Raw genomic sequence first — 20,638 nt, forward strand, 5'->3', positions numbered from 1 at the left:
AGATAGTCCTATCGTCCACGATCATTCGTAGACGAGCTTCTGCGGGCCGGGGAAGATCCAGGACAGCCCGTCGCGCAGCCGGTCGCGCCAGTTCTCCCACGAGTGCCCGTCGCGGGACTCCACATACCGCACCTGCGCCCCGGTGGACTCGAAGACAGGCACCATCGACCGGTTCGGCACGATGAGCGGCTCGTAGACCCCGCAGGTGATCATCATCCGGTCGGCCACCCGGCGCGGCCGCTCCCGGTAGCGGTTCATGAACTTCACGACCGGGTCGAACGCCGGCCCGCCGCCGTGGTCGGAGCCGATGTCGGTGAAGACGAACGAGCCCGACTGCAGGAACAGGTTGCCCCACGTGTCGGGGCTGCGGAACGCCGTCGACAGCGAGGCCACCGCCCCGAAGCTGGCGCCCATGAGCGCCCGCGCGTCCGACCGCCGCACGACCGGCAGCTCCTCCTCCAGCGCCGGGAGCAGCTCGCGGGTGACGTGCCGGGCGTGGGGCGCGTGGTTGGGATACTCCCTGAGCCGGTCGCCGGGGTTGGAGAAGAGGACGATCGTCTCGGCCATGTCGAGGTGGTGGATGAGGTTGTCCAGGACCGTCTTCATCGCCGCGTAGGTGATGTAGTCGTCCCCGTCGTGCACGACGAGCAACGGGTAGGAGCTGGACCGCCGGAACCGGGCGGGCAGGTAGACCCGGTTGTGCGTGGTCCGTCGCAGCGCCTTCGACGGCAGGTCCCAGTCGATCAGCTCCCCCGGCCGCGACTCCGGCTGGGGCAGCACCCACGTCGGGGTCTCGTAGCCGGCCGCCTGGCAGACGCTGGAGCTGCCGACCGGGGAGTGCGCGACGTGCGGGTTGAGCGGGTCGTTGACCGCCTCGACGGCCGCGCCCTGCCGCACCTCGAGCTGGTACTCCACCCGCGAGTGCGCCGGCAGCTCGATGGTGACGTACCACAGCGGGTCGCCGTCGAGCACGTCCAGCCGCTTCATCGGCACGTGCTGGGGCTGGTTGACGATCCGGTGCAGCACCGCGACGGCGTCGGCCCGGCCCCGGTAGAGGAAGGTGCTCCGCGGTCCCTCGACGACGGGCACCTCGTGCTCGGCGAGGAACTCCTCGACCTCGGCGTCGGTCAGCGGGGCCCGTTCCCGCAGGCGGTTGATGGCCAGCTTGCCCTTCGGGCGCGGCGCGATCGGGTATGGCGTGGGCAGGCTCACGCTGCTCCCTCCAGGTCGTGGGGCAGACCGTCGGTGCCCAGGACCCGGGCCCCCGCGGGCAGCCGGCCGTCGGCGGTGAGCGTGACCTGGGCCCGCTCCTCCAGCAGCAGCGCGGTCCACGGGGCCGTCCGGGCGGCCAGCATCCGCATCCGGTCCTGGTCGCGCATCAGCAGCCGCTCCCGCGGCGAGGGCAGGGCCACGACGCCCCGGGTCAGCGCCAGCCCGTTCATCAGCAGCTCGGAGACGCCGGGGGCGGCGACCGGGTCGTCGTAGAAGAGCAGCACCCGCTCGCTGAGGGCCATCGCGCCGGCCCCCCAGGCGATGATCGGCCGCAGCAGCCGCGGGGCCGGCCCGAAGTCCGGCCCGCCGCTGCGGTCGAACGGCGTGCTGGGCTCGACGTCGGGCGGCGTGGCCAGCGCGGGACCGAGGTTGAACAGGTGCAGGGCCCCCAGCAGCACCCCCACGTGCCCGCCGGTGACCACGACCGCCTCGGTGTCGGCGACGAGCCGGCCGACGTGGAACCGGGCGGTGACGACCGCGTCGCGGTGGTGCGGCTCCCAGCGGGCGTAGAACTCGTGGTTGAGGTCGCCCACGCGCTCGAGGTGCCGCACGTCCATCTCGCGCATGATCGACAGGACGTCCTCGACGGCCAGCTCCACGACCCGGGGGTCACGGGGGGTGTGCTGCCGGATCCGCCGCAGGGCCTCGACGGCCTGCTCGAGCCCGATGAGGTAGAGCTCCTGCATCTCGGTGTGCACCAGCCGGCGGCGCCGGTCGGCCTCGGCCAGCTCGGGGTCGGCCTCCCAGACCTCCTGCATGAGCTGCCACAGCCCGAGGTTGACGCACCGGTGCCCCAGCTGCTCGGCGAGGAGCGCGTCGTCGGCCTCGCGGTCGCGCCACCCGGTGGTGATCGTGGCGAACCGGCGCCCCGCCAGGCCGAGGTCGGCCACGACCTGCCCGATCCGGGGGTTGCGCTGCGGTCCGAGCAGGGTGATCCGAGGGTCGGCGGTCAGGTCCTCCGGGACCGGGTCAGCCGGCATGGACCTGCACGACGCGCCCCACCTCGTCGAGCATGAACCGCAGGTGGTCGTAGTCGGGGTGCTTCATCCGGACCCACGCGTTGGCCATAAAGCCGGCCTCCACCGGCTGGGTGCCGGTGCCGGCCACCGGGACGTTGGCGTCGATGATCCACCGTCCGAACCGGTTCTCGACCTCCTCCAGCCCGGTGTAGCCGCTGATCACCCCGTCCTGGTCGGGCCGCAGCGCGACGATCCCGGCGGAGTGGCTGCGCGAGGGCTGCTGGCTGATGCGACCGTGCACGACCGCCTCGGCCCACGCGGCATACACGTCCATGTCGTTGGCGGCGTTGTAGAGGTCCCAGCAGCCCACGCCGGGCGGGCGGCAGCCGATCTCGCTGAAGACCAGGCCCTTGGGCCCGTGGAACCACTCCATGTGCGTGGCGGAGGTGCCGATCCCCAGGGCGGCGTTGACCCGGGTGCCCATCTCGCGCATCTCGTCGTAGAGGCCGCCGCCGTCGACCCGGTTGGTCGCCACGAACTGCGGGGAGATCCAGCGTGTGCGCATCGCCTCCAGCACGTTGGGGTAGTAGTGCGAGGCGAAGTCCAGCTCGATCTGGCCGTCGATGCTGACCGTGTCGTAGAACCCCTCGTGGCCCTCGATGAACTCCTCGACGGCGATCGAGCTGTAGTGCCCCATGGAGTCCAGGGCCGCCGCGAGCTGGCTGTCGTCGTCGACCCGGCGCGTGTCGGCGGCCCCGGCGGCGTCGCGGGGCTTGAGGATGATCGGGTAGCCGTGCTCCCGGGCGAAGTCCCACACCTGCTGGGCGTCGTCGGCGCCGACCGTGGCCGCGGTGCGCACCCCGGCCCGGCGCAGCGCCTCCTTCATCGAGGGCTTGTCGCGGCACAGCCAGGTCGTGCGCACCGACGTGCCCGGGATGCCGAGGGCCTCCCGCACCTGGGCGGCGACCATCTGGTGGGACTCGATCGTCGACTCCAGCCGGTCGACCCAGACCATGCCCTGCACCCGGCGGACCGCCTCGGTCATCTGGTGCAGGTCGGTCACCGAGCCCACCTGCTCGTAGTGGACCATCCAGTCCTTGAGCTGGTCGTCCAGGTAGTCCAGCGGCGTCTCCCCGATGCCGATGACGGTGGCGCCCGTCCCGGCGAGGGCCCGGGGGAACTCGCGCTGGTTGCGCGGGAAGTGCGGCTCGACGAAGACGATGTTCACGAGGTCGAGCCTGCCACATCGGGGACCGCGGGGAGAGGTATGCGGCCGCGCCGCGTCAGTCCTTCTGCGCGCCGCGGGCGAGCTCGTCGAACGCCCGGGCCACCACCTCGGCGTAGACGTGCATCCCCTCGATGTCCGGGTGGACCTGGTCGGACTGCAGCACCTGCGGCTGCTGGCTGATCGTGCCGTTCCAGTCGCCGACGACCGCGTTCGGGTGCTCGGCGACGACCTCGCGGATCGTCTCGTTGGAGGAGTCGACGAAGGAGCTGCGCACGTAGAGGTCCATGACGACCACGTTGCGCTCCGGCCCGAACGCCTCGAGCGCCGCCCGCAGGGCCTTCCCGTCGACGCCGGCGTTGGTGCCCAGGTGGAGGACGACGTTGTCGCGGACGGTGCCGGCGGCCACCGACTCCTCGATGACGGCCAGGGTGTCGTGCCACTGCCGGTTGGACCGGGCCTCGTAGGCGACGCCCGGGAAGCGGTAGGTCAGCCCGTCGGCGCTGGTGACGACGAGGGAGTCGCCGATCGCGGTGATCTCCTCCCCCGCCGGGACGAGCAGGTCGTCGGCGTCGGGGGCGAAGGACGAGCCGTTGACCACCACGGCACCCTCGGAGAGCTCGGCGTCGGCCGGCTCCTCCTTGTCGCCGTCCTTGTCGTCCTTCGCCGCGGCCTTGTCGGTGTCCTTGTCCTTGTCCCCGGAGTCCTTCTCGTCCTTCGCGCCGTCCTTCGCGTCGGACCCGTCCTTGGCGGCATCCTTCGCTGCGGCCCCCGCGTCCCCGGCCGTCCCCAGGGCCTGGCCGGCGACGATCCCGGTGTCGCCGGCGTCCAGGTCGGCCGCGCCCCCGTCCGCAGCCGCGTCGTCCCCGCCGTCGGCAGCACCGCCGGTGACCCCGAGCCGGGCCTCGGACTCCTCGATCTGCTGCTGGGTCTGCGACTTCTCCGGGGCGGTGGCCACGGCGACCGCCGTGAGCAGCACCATGGCCGCCAGCGCCCCGGCGACGATCCGCGGCGTCCGGCTGGTCTCCCAGGGCGTGCGCACCCACCGGGTCGCCCGTCGGATCGAGCGCCGGAAGCCGTGCTTGCGCACCGGCCGCTCGACGAGCCGCAGCGAGAGCTCGGTCATGACCAGGGTCAGCGCCAGCGCCCCGCCGAGCACGACCCAGCCGCGGGTGGTGCCGACGGCGTAGGGGAAGACCGCGCCGACGATCATCAGGACCGGCCAGTGCCACAGGTAGATGCCGTACGACCGTTCACCGATCCACCGCAGCGGCGCCAGCTCCATCGTCGAGCGCCACAGGCCGTCGGACTCCAGCAGGGCGGCCACGAGCACGACGGTCGCCAGCGAGGCGAGGAGGAAGCCGCCCCGGAACGTCAGCGCCGAGCCCTCGTCCATCCACCGCAGCTGCGCCCCCAGCACGACCAGGGCCCCGAGCACGGCCGCCCACCGCCAGCGACGCCATACCGCGCTGCGCAGCCCGGCCCGGTGGGTCGGGTCGGCCCACGCGATCGCCAGGGCGGCCCCGGCCATCAGCCCCATGAGGTGGGTGTCGGTGCCGTAGTAGACGCGGGTGGCGTCCTCGGTGGGCGACCACAGGACCGCCATGGCGATCGTCGACGCCAGCCCCACCCCGCCGACGAGGTAGAGCCGCTGCCGGGTCGTCCGGGTCAGCGCCAGCCCGACCGCCAGCACGAGCGGCCAGAGCAGGTAGAACTGCTCCTCCACGGCCAGCGACCAGAAGTTGATGAAGAGGATCGGCGAGGTGCTGTGGAAGTAGCTGGCCCCCGCGCCGATCTCCAGCCAGTTGGTCGTGAAGGTCAGCGCCCCGAGCGCCTGGCGGCCGATGCCCACGAGCAGGTCGCCGCCGACCATCCGCGCCGCGGTGACGCTGACGAGGACGACGAGGACGAGGGCGGGCAGGAGGCGTCGGGCGCGGCGCTTCCAGAAGTTCAGCAGGTCCAGCCTGCCGCGGCGGGCGACGTCGCGCAGGAGCAGCGTGGTGATGAGGAAGCCGGAGACGACGAAGAAGACGTCGACGCCGAGGTAGCCCCCGGGCAGGGTCGTCGGCAGGAAGTGGAACAGCAGCACCGAGACGATGGCGATCGCGCGCAGGCCGTCCAGCCCGGGGATGTAGCCCGGCCGGGGCGAGACGCCCTCGGGCCCGCGGCGCCGGCCGCTGCGGCCGCGCCCCTTCGCGCTGCTCGTGCGCCCGGAGCCGGTCCGGGTCCGCGAGGAGGGGTATGCCGTGCGCGCCGGCTGGGCGCGCAGCGCCTCGGGGCCGCGCGGAGCGGGGGGTGTCGGTACGACCTCGGTCTCGTCGGGCAGGTGCGCGGGCAGGGACATCGGCCGCCCACCTCCTCACGACCACGGGGCGGGGCGGTCGCTGCCTCCGGACGGCAGGACCTGCTCCCCGAGCTGCGGCGGTCGGACCCAGCGTAGGTTCGCACCACACCCGTCACTCCGCTATCGCCCGGTGTGTCGCAGGGTCGGGCACGGGGTCGTTCTGCAACGGGCACAGGTGCTGGTGCCGGCCTCGAGGTGCGGCGTGACGAGGTATGGCCCCCGGGAGGGCCGGAAGTGGTCGGGCGACGACCGAGGGCGCCCTCCTGGTGGAGGACGCCCTCGGTCGTGGTGCTGGTGCCGTCGGCCGGCAGGCCGTTCGTCAGATGCCGGTGGACCGGTCGTCGTAGCGGCGCTCCGCCTCGGGGCGGTCGAGCGGCGGCTGGGCCGGGTCGGCGTCCACGTCGGGGCCGGTGCCCAGGCCGGCACGGTCGTCGGCGTCGGACCGGTCGATGGCGCCCGACCAGGTGGCGCTGTCAGCCTCGTCGCGGGCCTCGGCCTCCTCGTGGGCGACCGAGTCGTCGGCAGGGTCCGAACCGGTCCCGCTCCCGTGGGCGACCGGCTCGCCGTGGTGCTTCCGGGCGGACGCGATCTCCTCGGTCGGGGACTCACCGGGGGTCTGCTCGTCGGTGGTCGTCGGCTCGTCGGTGGCGAGCTCGTCGATCTCCTCCGAGTCGAGCATGCGCGGTTGCTCGTAGGACCCGCTGTCGGACGTGGTCCCGGTGGTGGTGCCGGTGGTGGCAGCGGCCGTGCCGGCCGCTCCCGCCCCGGCGGCGCTGCCGACCCCGAAGCTCTGCGAGCTGGGGGTGGTGGCGCCGCCCGACACATCGGCAGTGCCCGTGGTCGACGTGGCGGGGGCGTAGGCGCCGGCCACCTCGGGCGTCGTGCCGGAGCTGGTGGGGGTGCGGCTCGCCCACGGGTCGGCGCCGCCGGCCTGCGAGGCCCACGGGTCCTTGGCCGGAGCCTTCTCCTGCTCGCCGAGCCACCAGGCCAGGGCCGCACCGGCGGCGGCCAGCAGACCGAGGGCGATGAGCACGCCGCCCTTCTTCTTGCGCTTCTTGGGCGAGCCCGTGACGGCGGCGGCCAGGCCCTCCTCCTGGGTCAGCACCCGGTCCTTGCCCGCCTGGACGTCGCCCAGCATGGCCTGGATCTTGGGGAGCAGCTCCTCGTTGATCACGTCGCGCAGGTGGTCCACGCGCGGTCCGACGGCGGCGACCCCCTCCTGCGCACGGGGCACGGCGGCGTCGATGCCGTGGTCGATCCCCAGGACCGCGCGGTCCCGGCTCTCCTCGGCCCTCTCGCGGGCGGCGGCCGCGAGGGCGGCCAGCATCGCGGCGCTGGCCCCGGCCTTCTCCTTGGCGTCCGCGGTGAGCGGAGCGGTGCGCTCGGCGAGGTGTCCGGCGCGCTCCCGCGCGCTGTCGGCCAGGTAGCTGCTGCGCTCGCGGGTCTCCTCGGCGAGGTGGCTGGCCCCGGACCGGGCCCCGACGGCGGCGGTGCCGGCCAGCGCGGCAAGACGTCCGGCGGACTTCTCCGCCTTCTTGTTCGCCTTCCTGGCCTTCTTGCCGGCGACCTTGCTCGCCTTCCCGGCCCGCTCGCGGGCGTCCTTGGTCAGCTTGCTGGTCGAGCGGTCGGCGGCGGCCAGCCCCAGGTCGGTGGCCTTGCGGCCGTGCTCGGCGGCCCTGGAGGCGGCCTTGGCGGCCTCCTCGCGGTCGTGGGTGGCGGCCTTGAGCGCCTTGGCGCGGGCCTTCTGGGCGTGCTTGCGACCCTTGCTGTCGTCCTTGGGGGCGGTCGCCTCGGCCAGGGTCGCCAGCACGGCGGCACCGAGGTTGCGGGCCCCCGTGGCGGCGATGCTGCCAGCCTCCCCGGCGTCGGATCTGGCCTTGGCGGCCTGGGCGGACGCACGCTCGGCGTCGGTCTTGAAGAACACGACTGCTCCTCCTTCGGTTGTCTGCCTCCCATCCTGCACCGTCGCCGGACACAACTCCACCGGGGGTGGGTCGCCACGGGACCGGGGGCGTCGGAGCCTCGTGCGAGACTGTCCGCCATGAACGTCACGCTGCACACCAACCACGGCGACATCAACCTGACCCTCTTCGAGAACGCGGCGCCGAAGACGGTCGCCAACTTCGTCGGACTGGCCACGGGCGAGAAGGAGTACAAGGACGACGCCGGGCGCACCAGCCCGCAGCCGTTCTACGACGGCCTGACCTTCCACCGGATCATCCCCAACTTCATGATCCAGGGCGGCTGCCCCATGGGCGAAGGCATCGGCGGACCGGGCTACACCTTCGACGACGAGATCAGCCCCGACCACAACTTCAACCAGCCCTACATGCTCGCCATGGCCAACGCCGGCAAGCGCATGGGCAAGGGGACCAACGGGTCGCAGTTCTTCATCACCGTGGACTCCACCACCTGGCTGCAGGGCAAGCACACGATCTTCGGCGAGGTCGCCGACCAGCCTCGCGCGACGTCGTGGACGCCATCGCCGCCGTCGAGACCGGCCGCAACGACAAGCCGGTCGAGCCCGTCGTCATCGAGCGCGTCAGCGTCGAGCGCTGACCCGACCCCGCGGCACGTGAGCTCCCCGCCCCCGCCGGGCCCCGACCCCTCGGACCCCCGTCCGGCCACCGGCCCCGGTGACGGCGCGGGGCCGCATACCCCCGGGTCCGGTGGGGCGGCGGACCCGCCCACGTGCCCACGCCACCCGGACCGGGTCTCCTACGTCAGCTGCCAGCGGTGCGGGCGCCCCACCTGCCCCGACTGCCAGCGGCCGGCCGCCGTCGGCATCCAGTGCGTCGACTGCGTCAAGGAGGGTGCGCGCTCCACCCCCACGCCGCGCACCCGGTTCGCGCCCGCGTCGCCGACGGCCCGCCCGTCGTCACCTGGACGATCCTCGGCCTCTGCGTCGCGGTGTACCTCGGGCAGCGTCTCGTGCCCGGGCTGACCCGCGACCTGTCCTTCGTCGGCGTGCTGGCCGGCAGCGAGCCGTGGCGGTTCATCACCTCCGCCTTCGTGCACTCGCCGACCTCGCTGCTGCACATCGTGTTCAACATGTACATCCTGTACGCCTTCGGGCCCACCCTCGAGGGTGCTCTCGGCCGGGTCCGGTTCCTGCTGGTCTACCTGCTCAGCGCCGTCGGCGGGTCCATCGGCGTGCTGCTGCTCAGCCCGCTCGAGCCGGGATGGTTCGTGCAGGTGGTGGGCGCCTCCGGGGCGATCTTCGGCCTGCTGCTCCTCTACGTCGTGCTGCTGGTGCGGCAGGGCCAGGTGCCCACCGCGCTCCTGGTGATGATCGGGATCAACCTCGCGCTGCCGTTCTTCGTCAGCGGCATCGCCTGGGAGGCCCACGTCGGAGGGGCGGTCACCGGGGCCGCGCTGGGCGGCCTGCTGCTGCTGACCTCGGCCCCCGGGCGGGACAAGGAGGCCGTGCGTCGACGCGCGATGTTCTGGCCGGGTCTGGTCGGCCTGGCCGCCGTGCTGCTGGGGCTCGGGGTCTTCCGGATCGTCCAGGTGCTCGGCGCCGGGGCGTTCATGCTGACCGGCTGAGAGTCGTTCCGCAGGGGGCCCGCCGATCCGTCGGGTCCGCCCGACGGCTTCGGGCCCCTGGCGGGGCCACGATCGGTCGCGCGAGGTGGCCGGTCGGATCAGCCGATCAGCCGGGGCGATCGGCCGTGCACAGGCCCCCGGTAGTTATCCACAGAAAAGAATGACAACGGTGTGATTCATCCCCAATGTGTGGACAGCCTGTGGATAACTCGGCGGGGTGTTCGGCCGGCGGACCGGACCGTCAGCGCCACCGGGTGGCCATGACGAAGCCCGCCATGATCAGGCCCATGCCGATCGCGAGGTTCCAGTAGCCGATCGCCGCGATCGGCCACATCCCGGACGTGACGTAGAAGGTGGCCACCCACAGCACGCCGACGATCATCAGCCCGCTCATGAGCGGGACGAACCAGGGCGGGTTCGACGCGGGGGCCTTGCTCTGGGTGTTGAGCTCGGTGGCCCGGCGGGCGCGCTCCCTGGCGCCCTCTCGGCCTCGGGACTCGGGCACGGGGTCTCCTTCGTCGGTTCGGGTGACGGTCAGGATACGCGGATACGCTGGTGGGGATGAGCAGCGCGAGCGGGGAGCCGGACGAGCGACCGGTCACGTCCCGACGTCCGACCCGGACCGTCGGCGTGACCGTCATGTTCCTGCTCGCCGGGCTCCTCTTCGGCACGAGCGCCTCGCTCGCCCGCGAGCGCCCCCCCCGTGGGCAGCGTCAACGACCTCCCGGGCCTCATCACCGCCCGCGACTCCCAGGTGCGCGAGCTGACCGAGCAGGCCGAGGAGCTGCGCGAGGAGGTCTCCGTGCTCCAGGCGGCCGTCGACACCAGCCAGACCCGCCAGCTCAACCGGGCCGCCGACACGCTGGCCCCGGCCGTCGGCCTCGGTCCCGTCGAAGGCCCGGCCGTGCAGGTGACCCTGGACGACGCGGGCTACAGCCTCGACACCCTGCCCGAGGGCTACTCGGTCGACGACGTCGTCGTCCACCAGCAGGACCTCCAGGGCGTCATCAACGCCCTGTGGGCCGGCGGGGCCGAGGCGATGATGGTGCAGGACCAGCGGGTCATCGCCACCAGCTCGGTCCAGTGCGTCGGCAACACGCTCTACCTGCAGGGCAGGGTCTACTCCCCGCCCTACACCGTCACCGCCGTCGGCGACCCCGACGCCATGCTGGCGGCGCTGGAGCAGGACCCGACGGTCAGCACCTACCGCGACTGGGCCGAGCTCATCGGGCTGGGGTACACCGTCACCGAGCTGGGGAGCATGGAGATGCCCGCCTACGCCGGCAGCCTGCGACCCCAGTACGCCACCCCGGTGGAGCTGCCCGGCGAGGTCGAGGAGATCGACAGCCTCCGCAACGACTGACGTCGCGGACGTCCGGGGACGTCCGTGAACGGCAGGAGACGGCCCTCAGTCCCGCTGACCCGGCGGCACGATGGGCGGTCCGGCCCCGTCCGGCGGGTCGGTCGGCTCGACCGGCGGGTCCGGCTCGTCGGTCGGCGGGTCGGTGGTGGGCTCGGTGTCCGTCGGCGCGGGCGTGCTCGGATCGGGCTCGTCCGTCGGGTCGTCCGTCGGCTCGGGCTCCGGCGTGGGCTCGGAGGTGACGGTCCGCTCGACGGTCTGGGTCTCCACGAGGACGGGCTCGGCGGCCACGACCAGCACGATTTCCTCGCCCTGGTCGACGAGCTCGCCCTCCTCGACGGACTGCTCCAGGACCGTCCCCGGGTCGGCCTCGGCCGTCCGGCGGTTCTCGAAGGTGTAGGCCAGGTTCTGCCGGTTGAGGGCCACCGCCGCCTCGTCGCTGGACAGACCGACGACGTCGGGCACCTCGACCTGGCCGCTGGCGACCGTCAGCACGATCTCGCGGTCGGGCTCGACCTCGTCACCGGGCTCCGGCTCGGTGCTGACGACGTGGCCCTCCTCGACGTCGGGGTCGTGGACCTCCTCGGCCTCCGCGCGGACGTTGGTGAACCCCTCCCGCTCGAGCAGGTCGCGGGCCGCCTGCTCCTCCATGTCGAGCAGGTCGGGGACCTCGATGGCCTCCGGCCCTGCCGAGACCGCGATGAGCACCTCCGAGCCTTCCTCGAGCTGGCCGCTGGGCGGGTCCTGCTCGATGACCTCGTCGACGGGGGCGTCGCTGTTGCGCTCCTCGGAGTCCACCGTGAAGCCCAGCCCCGTGAGCGTGGTCCGGGCCTCCGGCTCGGTCATCCCGACGGTGTCGACGACCGTGACCAGGACCGGCTCCTCCTCGGACCCGGGTCCCACGACCTGCCACAGCACCCAGGACATCCCGGCCACGGCCAATAGCGCGAGGACGCCGAGCAGGAGGGCGGCGCCGCGGTGGCGCCGCTCGCGGACCGGCATCTCGTCGGTGCGCTCGTAGCGGTCGTCGTCCGAGGCGTAGGCGCTCGACGCGCGGTTCCACCGGCCCGGGTCCGTGGCGTCGCCCCCGTCGCGGGGAGGACCGCCCGCGGCGCCACCCCCCGAGGCGGACGCGGACGCCATACCCGCCCCGGCGGCGGCGCCCGCAGCCCCGGCTCCCCACCGCCGGGTGTCGTCCCCCTCGGCGGGCCGGACGACCTGGGTGTCCTCGTCGCCGGAGCCGGCGTCGCCCCGGCGGGCGCGGGCGGCCGCGGCGGCACCCGCCCCGGCGATCCCCAGCGCGCGGGCGTAGCTGGCCTGCGCCCCCGAGGAGATGGGCTCGTCGGCCCGCGCGCGGTTGAGGTCGGCGCGGAACTCCCCGGCCGTCTGGTAGCGCTCGTCCCGGTCCTTCTCGAGGGCGTGCAGGGTGATCGCGTCCAGTGCCTGGGGCAGGCTGCGCTCGTGGGTGGACGGGGCCTGGGGGGCCTCGCCGAGGTGCTGGTAGACCAGCGAGACGGGGTCGCCCTGGAACGGCGTCCGGCCCGCGAGCAGCTCGTAGAGCAGGCAGCCCACGGAGTAGAGGTCGGACCGGCCGTCGACGTCGAGCCCCTGGGCCTGCTCGGGGGACAGGTAGCGCGCCGTGCCCATGACCGCCTGCGTCTGGGTCATCGTGGCGGCGGTGTCGGCGAGGGCCCGGGCGATGCCGAAGTCCATGACCTTCACCGCCCCGGCCTCGGTGACCATGACGTTGGCCGGCTTGATGTCGCGGTGGACCAGCCCGCGGTCGTGGGCGTACTCCATCGCGGCCAGCACCGCCGCGGTGATCCGCGCGGCCTCGTCGGGGTCCAGCACCCGGTGCTCGTTGATCAGCTCGCGCAGCGTGCGGCCCTCGACGAACTCCATGACGATGTAGGGCACGTGGACGGCGGCACCGCCGCCCGCCTCGTGCACCGTCTCCTCGCCGGAGTCGAAGACGCCGACGATCGAGGGGTGGTTCAGGCCCGCGGCGGCCTGGGCCTCGCGGCGGAAGCGGGCGAGGAAGGAGGAGTCCCGGGCCAGGTCCGTGCGCAGGATCTTGATGGCCACGGTGCGGCCGAGGCGCAGGTCGTGGCCCACGTGGACGTCGGCCATGCCGCCGCGGCCGACCAGGTCGCCGATCTCGTAGCGTCCGCCGAGGACGCGCGGCTCGGGCCCCGACGGTGGGGTCGTCGGCCGGGTGGGGTCGGTCATGGGCTCACTCCTGCCTCGAGCATGGCCTGGGCGATGGGTGCGGCCACCCGGCCGCCGGTCTCGCCCGTCCAGTTGTCGGTCGCCGACTCCACGACGACGGCGACGGCGATCTGCGGGTCGTCGGCCGGCGCGAACCCGGTGAACCACGCGTGCGCGGCGCCGCTGTCGCCGAACTCCGCCGTGCCGGTCTTGCCGGCCACGGACACCCCGGGCACGGCGGCCAGCTGGCCCGACCCCTGCTCGACGACGGAGACCATCATGTCGGTCAGCTCCTGTGCGGTGGCGTCGGAGACGGCCCGGGACAGCGCCCGCGGGTCGGTCTGCTCGGCCACCTCCAGGTCGCGGTTGCGGACGGTGTCGACGAGGTAGGGGTCCATCACCACGCCGTCGTTGGCGATCCCCGCGGAGATCATCGCCACCTGCAGCGGCGTGACCCGCACCTCGTGCTGCCCGATCCCGGTCAGCGCCGTCTGCGCGTCGTCGGGGTCCTCGGGGTATGTCGAGGGCGTGGCGGTCATGGGGACCTGCAGCGTCTGCCCGAAGCCGAACTCCTCGGCCTGCTCGCGCAGGGCGTCGGCGCCGAGCTCGCCGGCCAGCCAGGCGAAGGAGGTGTTGCAGGAGACCTGCACCGACCGGGCCAGGCTGGGGGTGCCTCCGGGTGGCAGGCCGCGCCGCCGAAGTTGGGCAGGTCGGTCGTCGTCCCCGGCAGGGTGTAGGTCAGCCCGCCCTCCAGCTCGCTGTCGGGGGTGAACTCCCCGCTCTCCAGCGCGGCCGCCGCCACGACCAGCTTGAAGGTCGAGCCCGGGGGGTAGAGGTCGCCGGCGAGCGCCCGGTTGACCAGCGGCCGGGACGGGTCCTGCGAGAGCTCCTCGTAGGCCTGCTCGACCGCGTTGAGCTGGTGGCTGGACAGCGCGTTGGGGTCGAAGGCGGGCCGGCTCACCATCGCCAGGACCGCCCCGGTCGCGGGGTCGATGGCCACCGCGGCGCCGCGCTGGTCGCCCAGCGCCTCGGCGGCGGCCGCCTGCACCTGGGGGTCGATCGTCAGCTCCAGGGAGGCGCCCTGCGGCGGGCGACCGGTGACGACGTCGACCAGCCGCTGGTAGAAGAGGCTGTCGTCGGTGCCCGCGAGCACGCCGTTGCGGGCCCGCTCCAGCCCCAGGCCCGCGCCGTAGATGAAGGACCAGTAGCCGGTGACGTGCGCATAGCGGGTGGCCTGGTCGTAGCGGCGCTCCCACTCCAGGTCGTCGTCGGTGGCCACGACCGCGCCACGGCGTCGCCGTCGACGAGGATCGCCCCGCGCTCGCGGCTGTAGGTGTCGATGAGGGTGCGGCGGTTGTTCGGCCGCTCGCGCAGGTCGTCGGCCTGGACGAACTGGATCCAGGTCGAGGCGAGCAGGAGGGCGGTGAACATGGCCAGGACGACGTAGGCCAGGCGGCGGATGGGGGTGTTCATCGGGTGCGGACCTCCCCGCGGGGATGGGTCAGGTCCTTCGTCGGGTCCTGGCGGCGCTCGGAGACGGGGCGGCGGGCGTGGTCGCTGACCCGCATGAGCAGGGCGACGATGATCCAGTTGGCCAGCAGCGAGGACCCACCGGCGGACAGGAACGGCGTGGTCAGCCCGGTGAGGGGGATGACCCGGGTGATCCCGCCGACGACGACGAAAACCTGCAGGGCCACGGTGAACGACAGGCCCGCGGCGAGCAGCTTGCCGAACCCCTCGCGGGCGCCGATGGCCGTGCGCAGCCCGCGCTCGGCGAGCAGCGCGTAGAGGGTCAGCAGCGCGAACAGGCCCACCATGCCCAGCTCCTCGCCGAACGCCGCGACGATGTAGTCGCTGTTGGCGAAGTAGGTGATGTAGGGATAGCCCTCCCCCAGGCCGGTGCCGAAGATCCCCCCGTGCCCCAGCCCCATCAGCCCCTTGGCCACCTGGTCGGACTGGCCGGGGGCGAACGGGTCGAGCCACAGCGTCACCCGCGCCTGCACGTGGCCGAAGACCTGCCAGGCCAGGAACGCGCCGCCGACGAACAGGCTCATCCCGATGACGATCCAGCTGATCCGCTCGGTCGCCACGTAGAGCATCGCCACGAACAGCCCGAAGAACAACAGCGAGGAGCCCAGGTCGCGCTGCAGGACGAGGATCATCACCGACAGGCCCCAGGCCACGAGGATCGGGCCCAGGTCCCGGGCGCGCGGCAGCTGCAGGCCGAGGAAGCGCCGGCCCACGAGGGAGAGCGCGTCCCGCGTGCTCACCAGGTAGCCGGCGAAGAAGATCGTCAGCATGATCTTGGCGAGCTCGCCGGGCTGCAGGCTCAGCGGACCCAGGCGCACCCACAGCCGCGAGCCGTTGATCTCCTGGCCCACGACCGGCAGCATCGGCAGCAGCAGGAGCAGGAAGCCGGCGGCCATGGCCAGGTAGGTGTAGCGCCGCAGCAGCCGGTGGTCGCGCACGGCCACGAGGGTGGCGGCCGCGGCGAGCACGGCCAGGCCGGTCCACACCAGCTGCCGGGCGGCCACCTCCGAGCCGGTGCCGACGTCGATCCGGTGGATCATCACCAGCCCCAGCCCGTTGAGGAGGGTCGCCAGCGGGAGCAGGAGCGGGTCGGCATACCGGGCGCGCCAGCGGAGCACGAGGTGCAGGGCCAGCACGATGCCGGCGTAGGTGCCCAGGTGCCACCAGACCAGCTGCGGGACCTCGCCGACGGTCGCTAGCTGGACGTTGACGTAGGCCAGCCCGACGACGACCAGCGCGAACAGGGTCAGCAGGAGCTCGACGGTCCGGCCGCTGCGCACCCGCAGGCTGGTGACGGTCGAGGGCGTGGGGGCGGTGGCGCTCACGGGCATCCCTCCGGCCACAGCACCTGCACGGTCGGCCGCGCGTCGTCGGTGGCGGCGGCCGTGTCCGGTGCGACGATCCCGCTGCCCAGGCCCACGCCGGTGTCCAGCCGCCGGCCGAGGGGGGCGGTATGCAGCGTGCCGGGGGCGAGCGTCACCGCCACGGCGTCGTCGGGCACCTCGGTGGTCACCGACCCGTCGGGCAGGGTGACGACCGGCACGCAGTCCGCACCGGCCAGGGCCCGCAGCTCGGCCACGATCGTGTCCGCGCCCGCCCGGTCGTCGGCGGACAGGGTGCGGCGGACCTGGTCCTGGTAGAAGGTCGGCAGGGCCTCGACCGCCAGGTCGGTGCGCTCCTCGGTGTGGCTGAGGTCCAGCGGGCCCAGGTCCTGGGAGACGCCGCGGAAGATCGTCACGCGGCCGGCCTCCTCGCCGACGAAGTACTGCTGCTGGCTCCACGTCCACGCGCCCCAGCCGACGAAGCCGACGACGAGCAGGGCGGCGGTGGCCACCAGCGCGCGGCGCAGCCAGCGCACCCACGGCCCGGCCGGCTCCTCCTCCGCCAGGACCGGCGACTCCGCCGACGCCCCGGAGGCCTCCCGGCTGAGCATGGCCGCCTTCTCGGCCGGCGTGAGCTGGCTGATGACCTGCGCGCCGCGGCGCTCGCTGGCGGCGCCGACGACCTGCGGCTTGGTCGTGCCGGCCCCGGCGTGGACGACGTCGGCGACCACGACGGTGACGTTGTCGCGGGCCGCCGCGCGCAGGGCCACCTGGACGAGCTGGTCGGCCACCTGGCCGGGCGTCCGGTCGGTCTGGCCGAGCAGCTCGGCGATCGTGTCCTCCGCGACGTAGTCCGAGAGGCCGTCGCTGCACAGCAGCAGCCGGTCGCCGGTGTGCAGCTCGCGCAGCGACAGGTCGGGGGCGTCCTCCTCGCGGCCGGTGAGCACCCGGGTGACCAGCGACCGCTGCGGGTGGTGGCGGGCCTCGTCCTTGCTGATCCGCCCCTCGTCGAGCAGCTTCTGGACGAACGAGTGGTCCTTGGTGATCCGGGTCAGCCGGCCCTTGCGCAGCAGGTAGGCCCGCGAGTCGCCGATGTTGGCCACGGCGAGCTTGGTGCCCACGCGCATCATCGCGATGCAGGTGGTGCCCATGCCGTCGGAGTCGGGGTAGACGTCCATGACGTCGGCCAGCCGCCCGTTGGCCTCCTCGATCGCCCGCTCGAGGATGTCGAGGGCGTCGTCGGCCCCGTGCGACTCCCCGTCGAGGTGCACCAGCTCGCCGACGACGAGGGAGGAGGCCACGTCCCCGGCCGCGTGCCCGCCCATGCCGTCGCACAGCACCAGCAGCTCGGGCCCGGCGTAGGCGGAGTCCTCGTTGCGGGACTTGCTGCCGAGCCCGAGGTTGCTGCGGGCGGCGTAGCGGAAGGCGACCATGGGGACCGGGGGTCAGCGCCGCAGCTCGAGGACGGTCTGGCCGATCCGGATCTGCGAGCCGGGCTCCAGCCGGGCGCCGGTCGTGATCCGCGCGCCGTCGACGAGGGTGCCGTTGGTCGAGCCCAGGTCGTCGGCGTACCACGCGTCGGCGCCCGGGTAGACGCGCAGGTGGCGCCCGGAGGCGTAGTCGTCGGTCAGCACCAGGGAGCACTCCGGGTTGCGCCCCACGAGCAGCCCGGACTCGTGCAGCGGCACGGAGGTCCCGCGCAGGCTGCCCTCGGTGACGACCACGTGCGTGGGGGTCTCCTTGCGGCGCTGCCGGCGCTCGCCGCGCGACTCCTTGCGGGCCGGCCGGCCGGCGGTGCGGGAGAGCACCCGCGTGCCGTAGAGGTCGCTGCGCAGGGCGCCGACGACCGAGAAGACGAACGCCCACAGCAGCACGATGACCCCGAGGCGGACGAGGTTGAGGGTCAGCTCACCCATTCACCCCTCCAGCCGGAAGACCACGGTCGAGCGGCCCATGGTCATCCGGTCGCCGTCGCGCAGCTCCTCGGAGCCGACCTGGTCGCCGTTGAGGTAGGTGCCGTTGGTCGAGCCGAGGTCGCGCAGCACCACCTGCAGGTGGGGTCCGTCGTGGGTGATCCGCACCTCCGCGTGGCGCCGGGAGACACCGGGGTCGTCGAGCACCACGTCCGCGGTGGTGTGGTCCCGCCCCAGGGTCGTGACCGCGGCGGTGAGGGGTATGCGGCGCCCGTCCACCTCGAGCGAGGGCCGGGGTCGCCGGGGGCGGGACGGCCGGCTGGGGGCCGGCGCCGGCTCGTGGCTGAACTGGGCGGTGCGGCCCTCGTCGCGGCTCTCGTCGTGGCTCTCGTCACGAGCGTCGTCGCGGCCCTCGCCCCCAGGTCGCCGGGGTGCTGGTGACGGACCGGCGGACGCGGCGGCATATCCCTGGTCGGGGGAGGGGGCGGACCGCCCGCGGTCCTCGCCGCGGGCGCCGGCCCGCCCGTCCTTGGCGGCGGGGCGCACGCGGAAGATGCCGGTCTCCAGGTCCTCGCCGGCGACGAGACGGACCTCGAAGGGGCCGGGGGCGACGTAGCGCTGGGCGTCCGCGTGGTCCTCCGCGGCGGCGACCAGCTCGTCGGTCAGCGCCCGCTCGTAGGAGCTGAGGCGCTCGTGGTCGGACTCGGCCAGCTCGATGGTGAAGACGTTGGGGACCATGGTGCGGCCCGGTCCCAGCACGGCGGCGCGGTCGTCCATCGCCCCACGCATGGCCGAGGCGATCTCCACGGGCTGGACCTCGGCCTTGAAGACCCGGGCGAAGGGCTGCTTGACGGCGCGCTCGAGCCCCCGCTCGAGCCGGTCGAAGACTCCCACGGCCTCTCCTCGTCTGGTCGGTACGGTCGGTCGCGGCGGCAGACGCCGCCCGTGCGATCGTACTGTCCAGGTCTGGGGACGGGCTGGACCCGCGGGTCGGTGGCCTGTTCGGGAGACCGGCCGCCGGTCGGCGCCCGGCGGAGGCCCGGGAGGAATTTCGGGGCGCCTCCGCCTGCGTGCTACTGTTGCTCGGCACTCGCGCGAGTGGCGGAATAGGCAGACGCGCACGGTTCAGGTCCGTGTGCCCGAAAGGGCGTGGGGGTTCAACTCCCCCCTCGCGCACCAGCATGAAGCCCCCCGGACCTCCAGGTCCGGGGGGCTTCGTCGTGCCGGCCCCGGGTGGACGCGGGGCGCGCGGCGTCGGCTCAGGCCGCCAGCAGGCCGTCGATCTGGTCGATCGCCAGCCGCGACCCCTCGACGACGCCCATGTCGAGGACCTGCTGCAGGGCCTCCGCGGAGTCGTAGGTCGAGACGTACACCGCCCGGGTGCCGCCGTCGACCTCCTCGAAGGTGTAGACGTTGTGCGAGACCGGGGCCGTGTCGACCGGGTTCAGCTCGGCGTCGGCGAAGCCGTCGTCGAAGGTGAGCCGGTACGCGGCGTCGACCTCGGTAATCTGCCACCACCCGCCGTACCGCTGCCCGTCGGGGGCGGTCATGTAGTAGGTGCAGCGGGTGCCGGGCGTCAGCTCGTGCTCGACGAAGGTCGCCGGGTGGGTCGGCGGGCCCCACACCTGCTCCAGCTGGCGCGGGTCGGCATACACCTGCCAGACCCTCTCCACGGGGGCGGCGAACTCGGCGGTGATGGTCAGCGTGCGGGTGTCCATGTCCTGGGTGACGTCGGTGACAGGCATGTCAGTTCTCCTCGAGCAGTGCGTCGATGCGGTCGATGCGGCCCCGCCAGATCCCCTCGAGCTCGGTGAGCATCGAGGCGACCGACCGGACCGCCTCCACGTCGCCGCTGGCCAGCTGCTCGCGGCCACGGCGACGCTTGGTGAGCAGGCCGGCGCACTCCAGCACGGCGACGTGCTTCTGGACCGCGGCGAAGCTCATGTCGTAGCTCGCCGCCAGGGAGGAGACGGAGTGCTCGCCGGCCAGCACGCGACGCAGGATGTCGCGCCGCGTCCGGTCGGCGAGCGCGTGGAACAGGGCGTCCGCCCGGTCCTCGCTCGTCCCGTCCATGAGAACCAACATACAACTAATCAGTTGTATGTTGTCAAGGTCGGGTGCCGTCGACGAGGTCGGCCACGACGCATCCGGCGGCCATCGACCCGGCCGCCAGCGCCTGCACGACCGACGGGACGGGGGCCTCCAGGGCGGCCACGTGCGCCAGGTCGCCCGCGGCGTAGACCCCCGGACGGCTGGTCCGGCCGTGCTCGTCGACCCGCACCCCGCCGGAGGGGTTGAGCACCAGGCCGAGCTGCTCGGCGAAGGGCGTGGCCTGCACCGCGGTCGTCGCCACGAAGATGCCCGCGACCACCACCGGCTCACCCTCGGCGAGGACGACGCGCACCTGGTCCCCCACGCGCTCGAGGCGGCGCACCCGCTCCGACCGGACGGACGCGCCGGGGTCCTCCGGCAGCTCCGTGCCGTCGGTCAGCACGACCACCTCGGAGGCCACGGGCCGCATGATGCCCGCCGTGTGCGCCGCCGCGTCGGCGCCGAGCACCGCGACCGGTCGCCCCGCCATCTCGTGCCCGTGGCAGAAGGGACACTGGACCACGAGGCTCCCCCACAGCTCCGCCAGCCCGGGGACCTGCGGCAGCTCGTCGCGCATCCCGGTCGCGAGCACCACCCGCCGGGTGTGCAGCCGCCCGCCGTCCTCGAGCTCGACCATGAGGCGGGGTCGCCGTCGCCGTCCTCGGTGACGTCGCGCACCCGGAGCGCCCGGCCGTCCAGCACCTGCACGGTGGGGTATCCGGCGAGCTCCTCCCGCGCGATCCGGCGGAACTCCGCGGGCGGGGTGCCGTCGCGGGTGGCCAGGTTGTGCAGGTGTCCGGCGGACGCGTTGCGGCCCTCCCCCTCGTCCACGAGGACCACCTGCCGGTGCACCCGGCCCAGCGTGAGG

18 protein-coding genes, 1 tRNA gene and 1 pseudogene are annotated in these 20,638 nt (G+C 73.5%); 4 read left to right on the plus strand and 16 right to left on the minus strand.

All coding sequences use genetic code 11. The features are described from left to right. Positions 1-21: 21 nt before the first annotated feature. The 5 genes from BJF81_RS03750 to BJF81_RS03770 form a co-directional block, all read right to left on the minus strand. A complete protein-coding gene (locus BJF81_RS03750) occupies positions 22-1,212 on the minus strand; it encodes an alpha/beta hydrolase (RefSeq protein WP_075957219.1) in 1,191 nt (396 codons plus the stop codon). Next, a complete protein-coding gene (locus BJF81_RS03755; protein WP_075957220.1) occupies positions 1,209-2,252 on the minus strand; it encodes a hypothetical protein in 1,044 nt (347 codons plus the stop codon). Before BJF81_RS03755 ends, BJF81_RS03750 begins: the two co-directional genes overlap by 4 nt. Then, complete coding sequence (locus tag BJF81_RS03760) at positions 2,242-3,459, minus strand: ATP-grasp domain-containing protein (protein ID WP_075957221.1); 1,218 nt, start codon at positions 3,457-3,459, stop codon at positions 2,242-2,244. The genes BJF81_RS03755 and BJF81_RS03760 overlap by 11 nt, the downstream gene beginning before the upstream one ends. A gap of 55 nt (positions 3,460-3,514) precedes the next feature. Then, positions 3,515-5,800: an acyltransferase family protein gene (locus BJF81_RS03765; RefSeq protein ID WP_083663972.1), complete on the minus strand. Its 2,286-nt coding sequence runs from the start codon at positions 5,798-5,800 to the stop codon at positions 3,515-3,517. Between the two features lie 319 nt (positions 5,801-6,119). Beyond that, positions 6,120-7,724, minus strand: a complete 1,605-nt coding sequence (locus BJF81_RS03770) for a hypothetical protein (RefSeq protein ID WP_075957222.1) — start codon at positions 7,722-7,724, stop codon at positions 6,120-6,122. A 117-nt stretch (positions 7,725-7,841) separates the two neighbouring features. Here BJF81_RS03770 and BJF81_RS03775 point away from each other — a divergent pair. Beyond that, a pseudogene (locus tag BJF81_RS03775) lies at positions 7,842-8,359 on the plus strand (peptidylprolyl isomerase). Positions 8,360-8,731: 372 nt separating this feature from the next. After that, positions 8,732-9,346 (plus strand): rhomboid family intramembrane serine protease, encoded by a 615-nt coding sequence (locus tag BJF81_RS19010; protein ID WP_237769999.1) that lies wholly within the window; start codon positions 8,732-8,734, stop codon positions 9,344-9,346. Between the two features lie 241 nt (positions 9,347-9,587). Here the strand turns inward: BJF81_RS19010 and BJF81_RS03785 are convergent, their stop codons facing one another. Then, entirely contained in the window at positions 9,588-9,851 is a 264-nt protein-coding gene (locus BJF81_RS03785; RefSeq protein WP_075957223.1) for a cell division protein CrgA, read from the minus strand. Between the two features lie 198 nt (positions 9,852-10,049). Here BJF81_RS03785 and BJF81_RS03790 point away from each other — a divergent pair, with 198 nt between their 5' ends. Next, positions 10,050-10,709, plus strand: a complete 660-nt coding sequence (locus tag BJF81_RS03790) for a DUF881 domain-containing protein (protein WP_075957224.1) — start codon at positions 10,050-10,052, stop codon at positions 10,707-10,709. Positions 10,710-10,754: 45 nt separating this feature from the next. On the opposite strand, the gene pknB is transcribed toward BJF81_RS03790, so the two are convergent. From pknB to BJF81_RS03820, 7 genes are all read right to left on the minus strand, one after another. Beyond that, positions 10,755-12,935 (minus strand): Stk1 family PASTA domain-containing Ser/Thr kinase, encoded by a 2,181-nt coding sequence (pknB, locus tag BJF81_RS03795; RefSeq protein WP_075957225.1) that lies wholly within the window; start codon positions 12,933-12,935, stop codon positions 10,755-10,757. After that, on the minus strand, positions 12,932-13,564 hold the full coding sequence (locus BJF81_RS20770; RefSeq protein ID WP_342447068.1) for a penicillin-binding transpeptidase domain-containing protein: 633 nt from the start codon (positions 13,562-13,564) through the stop codon (positions 12,932-12,934). The genes pknB and BJF81_RS20770 overlap by 4 nt, the downstream gene beginning before the upstream one ends. Further along, entirely contained in the window at positions 13,450-14,193 is a 744-nt protein-coding gene (locus BJF81_RS20775) for a penicillin-binding transpeptidase domain-containing protein (protein ID WP_446740533.1), read from the minus strand. Before BJF81_RS20775 ends, BJF81_RS20770 begins: the two co-directional genes overlap by 115 nt. A 190-nt stretch (positions 14,194-14,383) precedes the next feature. Next, positions 14,384-15,775, minus strand: a complete 1,392-nt coding sequence (locus BJF81_RS03805) for an FtsW/RodA/SpoVE family cell cycle protein (protein ID WP_075957259.1) — start codon at positions 15,773-15,775, stop codon at positions 14,384-14,386. Continuing rightward, positions 15,766-17,199, minus strand: a complete 1,434-nt coding sequence (locus BJF81_RS03810; RefSeq protein ID WP_075957226.1) for a PP2C family protein-serine/threonine phosphatase — start codon at positions 17,197-17,199, stop codon at positions 15,766-15,768. Before BJF81_RS03810 ends, BJF81_RS03805 begins: the two co-directional genes overlap by 10 nt. Before the next feature lie 12 nt (positions 17,200-17,211). After that, positions 17,212-17,682, minus strand: a complete 471-nt coding sequence (locus tag BJF81_RS03815) for an FHA domain-containing protein FhaB/FipA (protein WP_075957227.1) — start codon at positions 17,680-17,682, stop codon at positions 17,212-17,214. Continuing rightward, positions 17,683-18,573: an FhaA domain-containing protein gene (locus tag BJF81_RS03820; RefSeq protein ID WP_075957228.1), complete on the minus strand. Its 891-nt coding sequence runs from the start codon at positions 18,571-18,573 to the stop codon at positions 17,683-17,685. It abuts the gene before it with no gap. Positions 18,574-18,771: 198 nt separating this feature from the next. Here BJF81_RS03820 and BJF81_RS03825 point away from each other — a divergent pair. Further along, positions 18,772-18,858 (plus strand) — tRNA-Leu (locus BJF81_RS03825). Between the two features lie 80 nt (positions 18,859-18,938). Here BJF81_RS03825 and BJF81_RS03830 read toward each other — a convergent pair. The 3 genes from BJF81_RS03830 to BJF81_RS03840 are packed head-to-tail and all read right to left on the minus strand — an operon-like array spanning position 18,939 to position 20,407. Then, a complete protein-coding gene (locus tag BJF81_RS03830; protein ID WP_075957229.1) occupies positions 18,939-19,424 on the minus strand; it encodes an SRPBCC family protein in 486 nt (161 codons plus the stop codon). 1 nt (position 19,425) lies between these two features. Further along, on the minus strand, positions 19,426-19,752 hold the full coding sequence (locus BJF81_RS03835) for an ArsR/SmtB family transcription factor (protein ID WP_075957230.1): 327 nt from the start codon (positions 19,750-19,752) through the stop codon (positions 19,426-19,428). A 34-nt stretch (positions 19,753-19,786) separates the two neighbouring features. After that, on the minus strand, positions 19,787-20,407 hold the full coding sequence (locus BJF81_RS03840; protein WP_237770000.1) for an NAD(P)/FAD-dependent oxidoreductase: 621 nt from the start codon (positions 20,405-20,407) through the stop codon (positions 19,787-19,789). Positions 20,408-20,638: the final 231 nt, after the last annotated feature.

Source organism: Ornithinimicrobium sp. CNJ-824, assembly GCF_001942405.1.
Lineage (GTDB): Bacteria > Actinomycetota > Actinomycetes > Actinomycetales > Dermatophilaceae > Ornithinicoccus > Ornithinicoccus kibberensis.

What these genes read in the sequence shown, in the direction of transcription:
- BJF81_RS03805 (WP_075957259.1), bottom strand. Translation starts at nt 15,775, where the DNA reads ATGCCCGTGAGCGCCACCGCCCCCACGCCCTCGACCGTCACCAGCCTG.
- BJF81_RS03840 (WP_237770000.1), bottom strand. Translation starts at nt 20,407, where the DNA reads ATGGTCGAGCTCGAGGACGGCGGGCGGCTGCACACCCGGCGGGTGGTG.
- BJF81_RS03765 (WP_083663972.1), bottom strand. Translation starts at nt 5,800, where the DNA reads ATGTCCCTGCCCGCGCACCTGCCCGACGAGACCGAGGTCGTACCGACA.
- BJF81_RS03830 (WP_075957229.1), bottom strand. Translation starts at nt 19,424, where the DNA reads ATGCCTGTCACCGACGTCACCCAGGACATGGACACCCGCACGCTGACC.
- BJF81_RS03810 (WP_075957226.1), bottom strand. Translation starts at nt 17,199, where the DNA reads ATGGTCGCCTTCCGCTACGCCGCCCGCAGCAACCTCGGGCTCGGCAGC.
- pknB (WP_075957225.1), bottom strand. Translation starts at nt 12,935, where the DNA reads ATGACCGACCCCACCCGGCCGACGACCCCACCGTCGGGGCCCGAGCCG.
- BJF81_RS03815 (WP_075957227.1), bottom strand. Translation starts at nt 17,682, where the DNA reads ATGGGTGAGCTGACCCTCAACCTCGTCCGCCTCGGGGTCATCGTGCTG.
- BJF81_RS03755 (WP_075957220.1), bottom strand. Translation starts at nt 2,252, where the DNA reads ATGCCGGCTGACCCGGTCCCGGAGGACCTGACCGCCGACCCTCGGATC.
- BJF81_RS03835 (WP_075957230.1), bottom strand. Translation starts at nt 19,752, where the DNA reads ATGGACGGGACGAGCGAGGACCGGGCGGACGCCCTGTTCCACGCGCTC.